The organism is Sinorhizobium sp. FG01 (assembly GCF_002531875.1).
GTDB lineage: Bacteria > Pseudomonadota > Alphaproteobacteria > Rhizobiales > Rhizobiaceae > Sinorhizobium > Sinorhizobium fredii_C.
The window spans coordinates 46,209-58,515 of record NZ_NWTB01000013.1 but is presented as its reverse complement, the minus strand read 5'-3'; the positions used below and the strand labels follow the sequence as shown (position 1 = coordinate 58,515).

General features: G+C 61.0%; 13 protein-coding genes. 5 read left to right on the top strand and 8 right to left on the bottom strand.

The features are described 5' to 3' along the window. Positions 1–19: 19 nt before the first annotated feature. The 7 genes from CO656_RS21570 to CO656_RS21540 form a co-directional block, all read right to left on the bottom strand. A complete protein-coding gene (locus CO656_RS21570; RefSeq protein WP_097527088.1) occupies positions 20–643 on the bottom strand; it encodes a TadE/TadG family type IV pilus assembly protein in 624 nt (207 codons plus the stop codon). Continuing rightward, a complete protein-coding gene (locus tag CO656_RS21565) occupies positions 637–1,119 on the bottom strand; it encodes a TadE/TadG family type IV pilus assembly protein (RefSeq protein ID WP_097527087.1) in 483 nt (160 codons plus the stop codon). Before CO656_RS21565 ends, CO656_RS21570 begins: the two co-directional genes overlap by 7 nt. After that, entirely contained in the window at positions 1,116–2,717 is a 1,602-nt protein-coding gene (locus CO656_RS21560) for a pilus assembly protein TadG-related protein (RefSeq protein ID WP_097527086.1), read from the bottom strand. The genes CO656_RS21565 and CO656_RS21560 overlap by 4 nt, the downstream gene beginning before the upstream one ends. Positions 2,718–2,999: 282 nt before the next feature. After that, positions 3,000–3,344, bottom strand: a complete 345-nt coding sequence (locus tag CO656_RS21555) for a pilus assembly protein (protein WP_179864815.1) — start codon at positions 3,342–3,344, stop codon at positions 3,000–3,002. Then, positions 3,289–4,779, bottom strand: coding sequence for a type II and III secretion system protein family protein (locus CO656_RS21550; protein ID WP_097527084.1), 1,491 nt, complete (start codon positions 4,777–4,779; stop codon positions 3,289–3,291). The genes CO656_RS21555 and CO656_RS21550 overlap by 56 nt, the downstream gene beginning before the upstream one ends. A 67-nt stretch (positions 4,780–4,846) precedes the next feature. Continuing rightward, positions 4,847–5,854, bottom strand: coding sequence for a Flp pilus assembly protein CpaB (cpaB, locus tag CO656_RS21545; RefSeq protein WP_179864814.1), 1,008 nt, complete (start codon positions 5,852–5,854; stop codon positions 4,847–4,849). Positions 5,855–5,969: 115 nt separating this feature from the next. Beyond that, positions 5,970–6,182 (bottom strand): hypothetical protein, encoded by a 213-nt coding sequence (locus CO656_RS21540; protein WP_097527152.1) that lies wholly within the window; start codon positions 6,180–6,182, stop codon positions 5,970–5,972. 319 nt (positions 6,183–6,501) lie between these two features. Between CO656_RS21540 and CO656_RS21535 the strand changes: the two genes are divergently transcribed. Further along, a complete protein-coding gene (locus CO656_RS21535; RefSeq protein WP_097527082.1) occupies positions 6,502–7,059 on the top strand; it encodes a prepilin peptidase in 558 nt (185 codons plus the stop codon). A gap of 100 nt (positions 7,060–7,159) precedes the next feature. Here the strand turns inward: CO656_RS21535 and CO656_RS21530 are convergent, their stop codons facing one another. Next, positions 7,160–8,455, bottom strand: coding sequence for a pilus assembly protein TadG-related protein (locus CO656_RS21530; protein ID WP_097527081.1), 1,296 nt, complete (start codon positions 8,453–8,455; stop codon positions 7,160–7,162). A 206-nt stretch (positions 8,456–8,661) separates the two neighbouring features. On the opposite strand from CO656_RS21530, the gene CO656_RS21525 reads away from it, so the two are divergent. The 4 genes from CO656_RS21525 to CO656_RS21510 all read left to right on the top strand — a co-directional run bounded on the left by CO656_RS21525 (position 8,662) and on the right by CO656_RS21510 (position 12,293). Further along, on the top strand, positions 8,662–9,174 hold the full coding sequence (locus tag CO656_RS21525; protein WP_037426286.1) for a prepilin peptidase: 513 nt from the start codon (positions 8,662–8,664) through the stop codon (positions 9,172–9,174). A 137-nt stretch (positions 9,175–9,311) separates the two neighbouring features. After that, complete coding sequence (gene cpaB, locus CO656_RS21520) at positions 9,312–10,103, top strand: Flp pilus assembly protein CpaB (RefSeq protein ID WP_097527080.1); 792 nt, start codon at positions 9,312–9,314, stop codon at positions 10,101–10,103. A 25-nt stretch (positions 10,104–10,128) separates the two neighbouring features. Further along, positions 10,129–11,871: an AAA family ATPase gene (locus CO656_RS21515; RefSeq protein ID WP_097527079.1), complete on the top strand. Its 1,743-nt coding sequence runs from the start codon at positions 10,129–10,131 to the stop codon at positions 11,869–11,871. Beyond that, positions 11,868–12,293 (top strand): TadE/TadG family type IV pilus assembly protein, encoded by a 426-nt coding sequence (locus CO656_RS21510; protein WP_097527078.1) that lies wholly within the window; start codon positions 11,868–11,870, stop codon positions 12,291–12,293. The genes CO656_RS21515 and CO656_RS21510 overlap by 4 nt, the downstream gene beginning before the upstream one ends. Positions 12,294–12,307: the final 14 nt, after the last annotated feature.

Here is a 12,307-nt window from a genome sequence, read left to right as displayed (position 1 = left end):
CCCACGCTATATCAAGGGTTTAGCACGTCGAGCATGTTTGCAGGTCTTCGGTCGTGATCGTCACCGGATGGGCCGGAACCGCGATTTCATCGAGCCCGAGCAATGGCCCTAGAAAAAGCATTTCGAGGGTTACATCACGGACTTCGAGCCGCATGGTCAGGACCGGGCCTTCGGGTCGCCCCCAGTAGCCGAGTCCCGAACGCTGATAGGTGACCACCAGGTTCTCCGGCTGGATACGCCAGTTGATGTCGCAGATTCCCGGGCGCGGATCGCCCGCCGTCCCACAGGCACCGTCGCTGCCGAGCACGATCCGACTCAGCTCATCGCTGCAATTGGCAAGATCCGGACCGCAGGTCGAGGAAATCGTCGCGTCATTCGGCGTTGCATTGCCATTGTTGAGCGGGTCGTCGGCCTCTGTCGGGAACATCTCGCCAAAGTCACTGGTGAGCGGATCGGAGACCGCCGCGAGCCGCGCCCCCATTTGCAGTGCCTTGACGGTCTGGTTCCATTGCGACATCGCGTAGCCGAATTCGATGAAGGTTGCGAACATCAGCATCACGATCGGAAAAGTGATCAGCGCTTCGGTAAGGGCAACACCGCTTTCATCCTGCCGGAAAGGATTGAGGAATCTAGAGATTACCATCCCATATACCTCTCTTCGTGCGAGGCGCTGATGGTGATTTCGTCAATGCCGAGCCAACCAAACAGTGGCGAGGCCTCGTAGAGGTGCGCGGTTTCGATCGTGAACGTTCCGTCGGCACCAACTGCGTTGACGGTGATGTCGGCAAGGGTGGGCCCCCAGCCGGGGACGCGCAGGACAGCGCCTTCTGCCGGGCTCTGCGTTCCATAGAAGGCGATCAGTTTCGCCGTCGCCTGCGAGCAGGTCGATGTGTAGGTCGGCGACGTCGGTCGGCAGCGTGCCAGATAGCGTCCGGCGTCGCGTAGTCCCGCATCGATCTGCATCCGCTCCCAAAAGAGGTTGCCGAACTCCAGGATGCCCGCTGCAAAAACGGTGACGAACGGCACCACGATGATCGTCTCAGTAAGGACAGCCGCATCTTCGCTCAACCAGAAATGGAACTGCAGCCGACGGCGAAGGATTTTTCTAAACGCGTTCATCGCACCAGCTCCGCTTCTTCGCGCAGGAACTCGTCGAGCGTGCCGCGGCCGCCCTTGCCGGTAATGTCGATCATTTCGAGCGAGAGATACCGCTCGCTGCCGGCCTTGATCGCCGGCTTGGTCAGGAACATGCGGGCGAAGGCGACGGCCTCCGTCTCCTTGTGTCCGTTCAGGTGGCCGACGGCATTTTCGTAGCCGCAGTTCACGATGGCGGCGAAGATCTCGCGCCGGTCGCCATAGTCGCCGCTCGTATAGTTTGAAAGATCGGGGCCCGTGTAGCACTGACCGCCGGTCCGAGGTGCGCCCGTCTCTCCGCTGGCCGAGGCATGGTTGATCATCGCGGAATTATTCAGCTCGTAGCGGTAGACATCATAGGCCGAGGGCTGCGACGGAGAGCCGGTCGGCGACGGATAGCTTGAATGGTTGCTGAGGATCGTGCTGACGGAAGGAGCGCCGCTCCCTTGGGCAACGTTCCAGTAGCTGTTGTACTGCCAGTCGTTGCCGCTGCTGATCTTGCCGCCGGCCAGCGAGGTCATCGACGCGCCGTAGCCGAGCGGCACGGCCTTGGTTACGTCGCCGACGGTGCTGCCGCTCATGAGAGGATTGTATTCGCCGCAGATCTTGTTGGCCCCGCCCGTCTGGTTCTGTGCAGAGCGCACGTTGCGGGCGGGTCGGTAACGTCCGTCACTGCGTGCGCTACCGAATGACCCGGAATACAAGCCAAAGCGGGTATTGAGCCCCGCCTCGACCGGTCCCGCCATCGCCCCGGTCTTCGTTTCCAAGGCGTCCTGCTTGTAGCAGACGCCCGGCGAACCGGTGGCGAGCGCCTCGGCGAGCACGTTCGCACCGTTGCCATAGGTCGCCAGGAAGCCGAAATTGCCCGGTCCCGGCGCCGACGAGGAGGTGCTGTGAAGCTCTATCTGGCGGCCGTAGAGATCACCGGCGGCAAAGTTAGTATGCAGTGCCTCCGCCGCCGCCTCGTTGGCGGTCGCGCTTGTGTTGCCGGCCGGCTCAAACGGATTGCAGATGTAGATCGGCGTGACATCGCAGGCGCTGGAGCGATAGACCGCAACGGCATCGGCGGAGACATTGATGGTATCGCGGTTGAGACCGACCGGCATCGGGAAGATCGTCGTCATTGCCTGCGGTTTCGCAATAACCCAAGCATAAGACGCCTCGTTCGCATCCGCCGCCATCATCGAGGCCTCGATCGGATTGTCGTCGTCGGCCGGGATCTCCTTGAGGTAGATGACCGTGACAGTGCTTCCGGCATCGTTGCCTGCATCATAGGTGACGGTGATGTGCGAGCCGAGCTGCATGCCGGTGCCACCACCGCCGAAGGCGGCACTGTTGGCGAGCGCCTCGATCGCCGCATCGGCGCGGGTAATCGCATCGTCGCGGCCGTCGAGCTCGCGGGCGCCGGCAAGGGCCATGGCATCCACCGCATTCTGCAGGTCAGTGTGAAGATTGCCGGTGCGGCCGACGTCAATGATGAGCAGCGAAAAACCGAGCAGGAGTGGCATGGAAATCAGCGTCAAGGCGATGACGTAGCCACGATTGTCATCCAGGAAGCGTTTAATAGCCTTACGCAACAACATTGGCATGCTCCTCGGACCACGGCGGTTTCCGCCGAGACTCTGATTCGTTGCCGAGGCATCAAAGCCTTCGGGGCAACGACATGCTTTAAAAAACGAGAACGGGACTTTGAAAAATCATGAGCGGCAATTCGCTCGCATCCCGCGTCTCAGCTAATAAAATCCGTTAAATTCCGTATCGTCTTTATGATCTTAGGACCTGGCTAGACCCAGTATTACGGTCAATTTGGTATTTCTATTCCTATTCCCTTCCGGCTCAGTGCCGTTCCTTCAATACTATCCTGTCTACCTTGTTGCTCCGTTCGGCGGCGTGGCCACCGGCAGGATCACAGCCGATGGCGGCGGCGCGCTCGACTGTCTTCCGCCCTGATAGCCACCGATCGCGCGGTAAATCACCTTGCCGTCGCTGGCGATCTGCGTGTTGTACGCCGCCCGCGGGAACGGATCCTCTGTGTGGATGCCCTTGTTGGCCTCCACCGCATTGCCGAGCCCGAAGGTGATCGAGTCGCGGTGATTCAAATAGTCGGCACAGCCGGAGAGAAGGCCGGCTGCGGCGATAGCGAGGAATACGCGCTTACTTCTTGGAAAGAACAACTGCGCCTCCCACGTCGAGATCGAGCCGGTGGCCATAGGGACCTTTGACGCCTTCGCCATTGCGGAAGCGACGCAGCATGTCCTTGTCCACCTCGAGAATGCCGAGGGCGAACAGCTCGACGTCGTTGGACGAGCGCGTCTGCTCGAGCGGGCTATAGAGGTCTTCACCGGGCTTCGACGGCCGCACGATATGCGGGGTGACGACGATGACCAGGTCCGACTCCCTTTTCAAGAAGCTCGTCGAGCGGAACAGGGCGCCGATCACCGGAACCTGCCCGAGCCACGGCAATTGCTGAACGTCTTTGGCATTGACCGATTGCAGCAGACCGGCCATCGCAAAGCTCTGGCCGTCACGCAGCGCGACAGTCGTGCTTGCTGCGCGCGAGATGAAGCCGGGATTGCCGTTGACGCTGATCGAAGGGTCGATTTCGGAAACTTCGGGTTCGATCTTGAGACTGATCAACCCGCCATCGAGCACCACCGGCGAAAAGGTGAGCCGCACGCCGAAAGGCCGGTAATCGGTCTCGGTCGCAAGCGTCGCACCATTCGCAACGGTCGATTGGATCGGCACTTCGCCGCCGGCATGGAAGCTTGCGGTTTCACCGCTCATGGCGATCAGGTTCGGCTGCGCCAGCCGGCGCACCAGGCCCTTCTGCTCGAGCGCGTTGATGACGATGTCGATCTGGCCGCCGGAAATTTCCAGCACCTTGGCAATCAACTGGCCGAAGGGCTGCATGCCGGTCGCCGCACCCGCGGCGTCCCCGAGCGTGCGAGCAAGATTACCATCATCATCTACGGTAATACCTTGACTGGTCGTCGCCTTGCCGATCCCGTTCCTGCCCTGACCGGACCAACCGATGCCGAGATCGCGGCCGGTCTGGCGCGAGGCTTCGATCACCCGGACCTCGAGCATCACCTGCTGCGATTCGGCGACACGCAGCTGGTTCAGAACCGGTTCCGCGGAATAGGATTGAGCAATTTCAACCACCCGCTGCAGTTCGACCGCATCACGAACGGTCCCCGTCAGGCGAATGCGATCATTGGAGTTGAACACCCGCACTTGCGCCGAGGGGGCGGTGGAGCGGATCGCCGATGCGACTTCAGTGAAGTCGGCTGCGATCCGCACGTCGATGACGCCGACGAGCGCCTTATTGTCGTCATAGACCGAGATATTAGTAGCACCCGTCTGCTTGCCGCGAATGAACAGCGACTGGTCGGAAAGGGGCACCACGTCGATCATCTCGGCGCTGCCGATCACCAGATCGCCGAAGGGCTTGCCGGTCCTAACGGTTATCGTGTCGTTTGGCGCCAGCGTCACCTGCTGGACCGAGCCGGTGAGGCTTATGAATTTTTCCTGGGCCTTGGCAGAACCAACAACACCGGGTTCCCCACCACCATAGGCAATTAATGCTGCAGCTACCGCCGCGAGGGTTCCGGCTCTTGCCGCCCCCTTCATGAGTCCCCTGGACATTCCCGCTTCAGCCTCCGCTCCTCGTTCAGCCACAGCGCCTGCGGGCAACAAAGCCGCTCCCCTCGCTTCACTGGACCATGCCGACTCGGTGCTCTTCGCGCTTCGTCGAGTTCCAGACGCCGACCGTGGCCCATTTTGGCTCTACGGGCAAGAGTGGTTCTGCTTTTCGCTCTGCAATCTGTACCTGTTTTTCTTTAACAGGTTGTTTCATTTTGTCTTCGACGGAGTCGATCCGGCTTCCAAGCTCGTCGCCGACCTTGCGCACCAGGTTTTCGATCGTCTCGAATCGCCCGTCGTCATCCTTCGCGAGATCTGCACTGAGGTCGGCCGAGATCAGCCCGCCGCCGAGATCGGCAACCGTAATCGGCCGCGTCTGCTCGACATTCGATGAGGCGATATTGCGCAAAGCCAATGAAAGCGTGCCGATGCTCGCCCCGAGCGTCAGACGCTGCGCTTCGTCGGTCGTTACCTCGAAGGTGACGGTCTTGACGACGGAGGGCTCGTCCTTGCGCTCGTCCGCAGTCTGGTCGACCGCCAGCACCTTAACACCCTGCAGCAGCACATCGACGTAAGTCTGCTCACTGTTGTTCTGTCGCCGGACCATCCGGGTCAGCAGAACATCGACGCGATCGGCAGGTCTTACGAAACCAGCGACGCCGAGCACGTCGTTAACGCGAATGGAAACGGCCTTCATCCCCTGGTCGAGCGCCGCCGACAGCGTGGCGCGCTCACCGGCACCGGTAATCTTGGAAGACAACACCGGCTCGCCGGGATCGATCGCTTCCATGGCATAGCGGGGCTCATCCTTTTCACCGATGACAGACTCGATTGTCTGAAACGAACCTTCCGGCTGTTCGCCGGTCGGCCACGGGATCGTTTTCAGGCTCTCCGGATACACCCGATCGCCGAAGCGCATGGGCTTGGCGGCAACCACAAGCGTCTTTTCGGGAGCTTTTTTGGAGCTGGCGGCAGCAAGGCGGGCCTGCTGCTCCGCGAGATAAGTACGCGTCCCGAAGACCGCCGCAGAGGCAAGTAAAATGGCGACAGCAAGACTAGCAACCGTCGAAGTACGCATCGCCGACAACTCCATACATGATAAAAATACTTTTAGTAATATAGTTTAAAATCAATGCTACTTTATAATAGAGAGGGATAGAAAATCCCTCTCTGCTGGCGTATTTTATACCGTATTACGCGGCAGCGCCGCAGTAGTCGCCTTCGCAACCAGTGGAGTCCCAGAAATTCTGCCAGGTTTGCCAAGCTCCATTCAAGCTCTCCCCGGCAAGGCCCACCGTACCGATAACCCCTCCAACAAGCAGCGCCAGCAGAATGAGATATTCGGTCAGCGCAACACCGTCTTCTTCCCGCGCGAAAGCGGATACTTTAGCTACAAAAGCTTTCATCGAGAAATCCTTTTCAAATATATTTCGCGTGCCGCAAAATTCCCCGGGCCGCGCTGCCGTCGAGACCATCTCTCCGACTGGGTCGATTAATAGAACGTTAACTACTACATCGTCAATCATTATATTTAGCAATTTTCAGAGGACGTTGCTTATGGTTAAGATAACAAACGAGTATCTCTGGCTTTACAGCGGAAAAAGTGGTATAGAATTGACGCTGTTCGAGTTATATACTCAGTGTTGTACAGCCCAAAAGGATTAGAAGCCCTTCGGAATTTTCTTAAAAATAATCAATTTTACCTGCGTATGGAGTACGAAAAAGATGATTTCCGGTATCAACATTTTAATTGTGGCATCAGTATTACTTTTGCTTTATGCCGCCTGGAGCGATTTCCGGTTCTGGAAGATCCCGAACGGCGTCGTGCTCGCCCTGATAGCGGTCTACGCCCTCGGCGCCGCCCTGAAGCTTCTGATGGCCGAACAGTCCGGCGGAGCGTTAGGGGAGTTGATGGCCGATGATCTCGGCGCTTCACTCTTCTCCGCCTCCGGCATTGCCGGCGATGTCGGAGCCGGCATGCTGCTCTTCACACTTGGCTTTGGCCTCTGGTCGTTCAAGCTCTTCGGCGCCGGCGACGCCAAGCTGTTTCTGCCGATCGGCTTCTTCATAGGTTGGCACGGTATGCTGCCCTTTGCGATCTTCCTGCTGATCGGCGGCATCGCGGCATTGTTGATTCTCAAATTGCCGATGCCGCTGCAGCTGGCACACTTTTCCGTGGTGATGCGACTGGAAGAGATCCGCACGACGCGAAAGATCCCCTACGGCGTCATCATGGTCGCAGCCGCGCTCGCCGTTATGGCTCAGCGGCCGGGCTTTGCTTGAGCCTGCTATTCGACGCTCCACACCAAGGGTCCTGCGATGACTGGCGGCCATGTGGCGCGGCACAGTCCTCGGGCTTGCCGTCCCTCCCATCGGCAGATCCCTACTCAATTAGCGACACCGTTCGGCCCACGACGATCTCGTCGGTCGGCGAGGCGCAGGTCTCCATCGTCGAATTCCCCGTGAACGTGATCTGGTCCGCGACGATCTGTGTGCATCCCCCGGACACGGTTGAATTGCCGGTGAAATCGATACTGCCGGTAGGAATGTAGAGGTTTCCTTCCAGGCTCGATTCGGAATTGCCCGTCACCTGATGGGCCACACCAGTGTCGCGCCGGCTGCCGAAGAAGAGCAGCCCGGCGAATGGCCCGGTGGTCGGAGCGGAGAGATCGATATCGCCGTTACCGAGCAGTTTCGCGGCGGCTCCGTTGGTGAAGTACAGGGTGACACCGTCGCCGGAAAGCTTTGCCCCCGCAGTAACCGTAACGTCGCCGCCGTCTATGATATAGAGGCCAGGCTTCAGCGTAATGGTGCCCTTGATCTCCAGTCCGCCGCAGAACCGGATTGCCTGTGTCCCGTTCGCAAGCTTGTCGAACGCGTAGGCGGAATCCGAGATATAAGCGAGCGTTCGACAGGGAAGCTGCTCGACATGCAGCTTGTCGGGTTCGGCGACGGAGGCAAAAGGATCCGCCGTCGGCGGGACGCGTTCGACGGGCGCGCTGCAACCGGTCATCGTCAGGCCCGTCGTCGTTACCGCTTCGCCAACAGTGTAGACACAATCCGTCGACATCACCGCGCTGCCGTTCTTCATCAGAAAGGCATCGGCGGCGCTCGAATTGGAGACCACGCTGCAGCCCGACAATTGCACCTGGGTCGAGCCGGTAACGGTTACCGCGCCGGACGCCGAATTCGACAGCGCAAGCACGCACGCCTTCGAGCCGCCCTTGACCTCGGCGACGGCACGGGCCGAGATCGTCACGGGCGCGCCGATGAAGACGGACGAGAACAGGCGCGCATGCGTCTCCGTCAGCTCGACCGTGATCTTGCTGGATCCGGCGCTCAGCCCCGGCTTCGTGCCGACGGTCAGGGTACCGGGCGAGTAGCCGGAGGCGCGTGCGATCCTCAGCGCCGTGCTCTCGAGGCCCGATTGCTGGTCGCCCGCTCGATGGCGGATGGCTGCGGCATGAGCCGAGACGTCCGCCGCATGCTGCAGTTTGCGGCTCTCCATATACCAGTAGCCGCTTTCCGCCCCCAGCCCCATGGCGCCAACCAGCACCGGAAACACGATCGCCGCGATGACGGCGACGGCGCCGACCTCGTCCTCCAGGAGTGCGCACGAAAGGCGCCGCGGGCGCGGCGACGTTTTCCTGGGTTCGCTAACGTTGTTTCCTTTGCGCATCCGAATGTCCTGGAGTGCTGTTGATCCGGCCGAGGATATATCCCTCACCTGAAGCGGTTGCGATTCGGCCGGTTGGACTAGTCCTCTCCATTCGCCTTGCCGCCTGCGCTTAGACCATCAGGCCGAATGGCGACCGCGGGATGGAGACGGCATATTCCGCAGCACCTGAAACGGCCTTCCCGGCCCTCGTGAAAGGCGCCCTTGTGATGATCTCCACCACCGCCGCTTGGCTCGCATTCTTAGTCTTTGCCGGAACGATGACTTATGCCGGCGTAAAGGACGTGGCGACGATGACGATTTCGAACCGTCTCGTCGGTTTTCTGCTGGTCGCCTTCGCGGTGCTTGCGCCGCTCGCCGGCCTCGATCTTTCCACGATCTGGTCGAGCATCCTGGTCGCCTCGGCGGTGCTCGCCTGCACCTTCGCCTTCTTTGCCCTCGGCTGGATCGGCGGCGGCGACGCAAAACTGCTGCCCGTCGCGGTACTCTGGCTCGGCCCGGGGCTTGCCCTCGATTTCGTCGTCTACGCCTCGGTGCTCGGCGCGGTTCTCACGCTGACCCTGCTGCAGTTCCGCAGGGTGCCGCTGCCGGTCGTCTTGAAGAAGCACACCTGGTCGAGCCGGTTGCACCAGCCGCAATCGGGCATTCCGTACGGTGCGGCGATGGCGCCTGCGGCACTTCTCCTGCTCCCGGAAAGCCACTGGTTCTCCGCCCTTCTCTGAGGACACCCTACAGCGCCGCGCGTCTTTTCTGACGCGCAAAGGACGCTGTAACACTTTGAATCCGACGCATCGTGCTTTCCGAAAATCGATTCCGATTTTCGGGCCGATGCTCTAGTCCGTAACGCACAGGTCCTACCATGATCCGCTTGGTCATTCTCCTTTTCGCACTCGCCTCCGGCGGTGCCGCATCCTGGTTGGCGCTCGGCTTCACCGATCAGCCGACGGTCGAGGCAGCCGAAGTTCAACAGTCTCCCTCCCAGGAGGTGCTCGTCGCCGCGCAAGAGCTGGCCCGCGGCACGACGCTCGAGGAGTCGCACCTGCGCTGGCAGGCGTGGGAGGGAGAGATCCCGCCGGTGTTCATCAGCCGCAGCGCACGACCGGACGCGATGGCGACGCTCAAGGGGCTGCTCGCCCAGAGCGGTTTCGTCGCCGGAGAGCCGATCCGCGAGGATAAGCTTGCCCAGCGCGGCAGCGGTTTCCTCTCCAGCATGCTGCCTTCGGGAAAGCGGGCGATAGCCGTCCGCGTCACGGCGGAGAGCACGGCCGGCGGCTTCATCCTGCCGAACGACCATGTCGACGTCATCCACACCGTCGCTCGTCCGGATTCATCTGGAAAGGACGGCAAGGTGGTCAGCCGGGCGATCCTTTCCAACATACGGGTGCTCGCGGTGGACCAGACCGTTTCCCAAGGTGCGGACGGCACCTCGGTGGTCGGCAAGACCGCGACACTCGAGGCGGACCCCGAGCAGATCGCCGTCATCGCCGCTGCAGAAGCCTCCGGCACCGTGTCGCTGGCGCTGCGGGCGGTTGCCGACAACCTGGAAGCACCGGTTGTCGAGACGGAAGGAAACCGACCAGGGGTCGTGCGCATTGTTAGTGGTGGGCGGCTGTCGATGGTCGAGGTTCCGTCCCGCTCCGGTGGCAGTTGATTGTTTTTCACGGAATTTCAGACAGATGAAACAGCTCGACGCAAGAATTCAGGATTTCCCGCGGGAACCGGTCGCCCCGCTCTTGTCGATCCCGAAGGTGGACATCGCGGTCTTCTGCCGGTCGGAGGCGTTGAAGGAGACGGTCCACGCGGCGGCCATGGACCGCCGGATGGCTCGCGCCACCGTGACGATTAAGGAAGGCGGCCTCAAGGAAGCGACGGCGCATTACGCGAGTGTCACTTCGCCAAACCTCGTCGTCGTGGAGAACACCGACGACGAGGCCCGCCTCATGAGTGCACTCGAAGCCCTGGCGGTTGAGTGCGTCACCGGAACCAAGGTCATCGTAGTTGGCTCGTCGAACGACGTCGCACGCTACAAGAAACTAGTGGATGCGGGCGTCAGCGACTATCTGGTCATGCCATTCGATCCGATCGACTTCGTGGCGGCGGTGCATCGCTGCTTTCGCGACTCTGTCGAAGAGAAGCTCGGGCGTATCGTCGCCTTTATCGGCGCCAAGGGCGGAACCGGATCGTCGACGCTCGCCCATAACGTCGCCTATGCAATGTCGAAGCGCGTCGATGCCGATGTGCTGCTGGCCGACCTCGACCTCCAATTCGGCACGCTCGGGCTGGATTTCGATGTGGAAGCGGTCCAGGGCATGACCGACGTCCTCAGCAGCCCCGAGCGACTGGACGACGTCCTGCTGAGGCGCCTGGCGGTTCCCTATACGGAACATCTGCACCTGCTTCCGACGACTACCGATCTCAACAGGTTCTTCTATCTCAAGGAGGAGCATGTCGATCACCTGCTCGATGTCGCCCGGTCCAGCGCCTGGCAAATCGTCGTCGATCTGCCGCACATTTGGATGCAGTGGACCAGAAAGATCCTGCTTGAGGCCGACGAAATCGTGATCACTGCAACGCCCGACCTGGCGTCGATGCGCAACGTGAAGAACCTGGTCGACCTCTTGAAGAAGGCGCGCCCCAACGATCCGCCGCCGAGACTCGTGCTGAACAGGACGGACACGCCGAAGCTCGCCGAGATCAAGCCGAAGGACTTCGCCGCCGCTGTCGGGCTTCAGGAAAGCATATCCGTTCCCTTCGATCCGCAGCTGTTCGGCAAGGCCGCCAATAACGGCCAGCTGGTCATCGAATCGGCACCCGAGTCAAAGGCGGGGCAGGCCATGGTATCGCTTGCCTGGAGGGTCGGGGGTACAAGGGAGAGACGGGTGCGGAAGAAAGGTTTCGCAGCGCTGGTGCAGAGATTTACGCAATTACGAAAGGAGAAGGCAGCAGCGGGGCTCCGGAAGAAGGCGCAGGAGCTGAATAAGTCAGAGGGCGGCGCCTCGGCGGTGGAATTTGCGCTGTTTGCACCGGTGCTGGCACTCGGCCTCGTCGCTATGGCCGATGTGGCACTGGCGCTCCACGAGCGGATGACGATCGACCATGTGCTTCGGGCCGGGGCGCAAGCCGCCATGGCCGACCCAGGGGCGACGCAGGTCGACAAGGTGCTGCAGTCGACGCTTGCGCAAAGCACGACGCCGGCCAATGTCGCCCTGGCGCCGGTACGGCGTTACTGCGCCTGTCCGGAAAACGCTGACGTCAAGCCGGAGGCCGCGCCGCAATGCGGGACGACACCGTGCGCGAATTCGGCGCAGCAGCTGGTATTCTATCGTCTCCAAGCGGCGAAGAGTTACCAGCCCATGTCCCTGCCGGAGGCGCTACCGCCCTTTCAGCTCGACTCCTCGGTGCAGGTGCAGGTCCGATGACCTCGTCGTTCCATATCCTTCGTCGCGCCTGGCGCAGCCAGTCCGGCGCGACGGCGGTCGAGTTCGCAATCGTCTGTTTTCCCCTGCTTCTGCTGGTCCTTGGCGTCGTCGAGTTCGGCCGCGCCTTCTATGTGCGCAACGAACTATCCTATGCCGCCGACTTTGCCGCCCGGCAGGTGCTCATTGGTCAGATCGCGAGCGATGCGCCCGATAGCGAGGCGCAGTCGAAGCTGGCGAGCGCCGTGCGCGACAAGTTCGGCAGCGGTGATCCAGATCTGCTGCAAATTACCGTCAGCAAGCAAACGGTCAATGGCATCGATTTTCGCGTCCTGTCGATCCGCTACCCGTTCCGGTTCTTCGTCCCCGGGCTGGCCGAGACTCCGTTCAGCCTCGCACTTTCGCGGCGAATTCCGATCGGCTGAGCGTTTTGATCAGG

Excerpts from the sequence above, each read along its gene's own strand:
- cpaB (WP_179864814.1), bottom strand. The coding sequence starts at position 5,854 with ATGCGTACTTCGACGGTTGCTAGTCTTGCTGTCGCCATTTTACTTGCC.
- CO656_RS21535 (WP_097527082.1), top strand. The coding sequence starts at position 6,502 with ATGATTTCCGGTATCAACATTTTAATTGTGGCATCAGTATTACTTTTG.
- CO656_RS21570 (WP_097527088.1), bottom strand. The coding sequence starts at position 643 with ATGGTAATCTCTAGATTCCTCAATCCTTTCCGGCAGGATGAAAGCGGT.
- CO656_RS21540 (WP_097527152.1), bottom strand. The coding sequence starts at position 6,182 with ATGAAAGCTTTTGTAGCTAAAGTATCCGCTTTCGCGCGGGAAGAAGAC.
- CO656_RS21510 (WP_097527078.1), top strand. The coding sequence starts at position 11,868 with ATGACCTCGTCGTTCCATATCCTTCGTCGCGCCTGGCGCAGCCAGTCC.
- CO656_RS21550 (WP_097527084.1), bottom strand. The coding sequence starts at position 4,779 with ATGTCCAGGGGACTCATGAAGGGGGCGGCAAGAGCCGGAACCCTCGCG.
- CO656_RS21565 (WP_097527087.1), bottom strand. The coding sequence starts at position 1,119 with ATGAACGCGTTTAGAAAAATCCTTCGCCGTCGGCTGCAGTTCCATTTC.
- CO656_RS21555 (WP_179864815.1), bottom strand. The coding sequence starts at position 3,344 with ATGGCCACCGGCTCGATCTCGACGTGGGAGGCGCAGTTGTTCTTTCCA.
- CO656_RS21560 (WP_097527086.1), bottom strand. The coding sequence starts at position 2,717 with ATGTTGTTGCGTAAGGCTATTAAACGCTTCCTGGATGACAATCGTGGC.
- CO656_RS21515 (WP_097527079.1), top strand. The coding sequence starts at position 10,129 with ATGAAACAGCTCGACGCAAGAATTCAGGATTTCCCGCGGGAACCGGTC.
- cpaB (WP_097527080.1), top strand. The coding sequence starts at position 9,312 with ATGATCCGCTTGGTCATTCTCCTTTTCGCACTCGCCTCCGGCGGTGCC.
- CO656_RS21530 (WP_097527081.1), bottom strand. The coding sequence starts at position 8,455 with ATGCGCAAAGGAAACAACGTTAGCGAACCCAGGAAAACGTCGCCGCGC.
- CO656_RS21525 (WP_037426286.1), top strand. The coding sequence starts at position 8,662 with ATGATCTCCACCACCGCCGCTTGGCTCGCATTCTTAGTCTTTGCCGGA.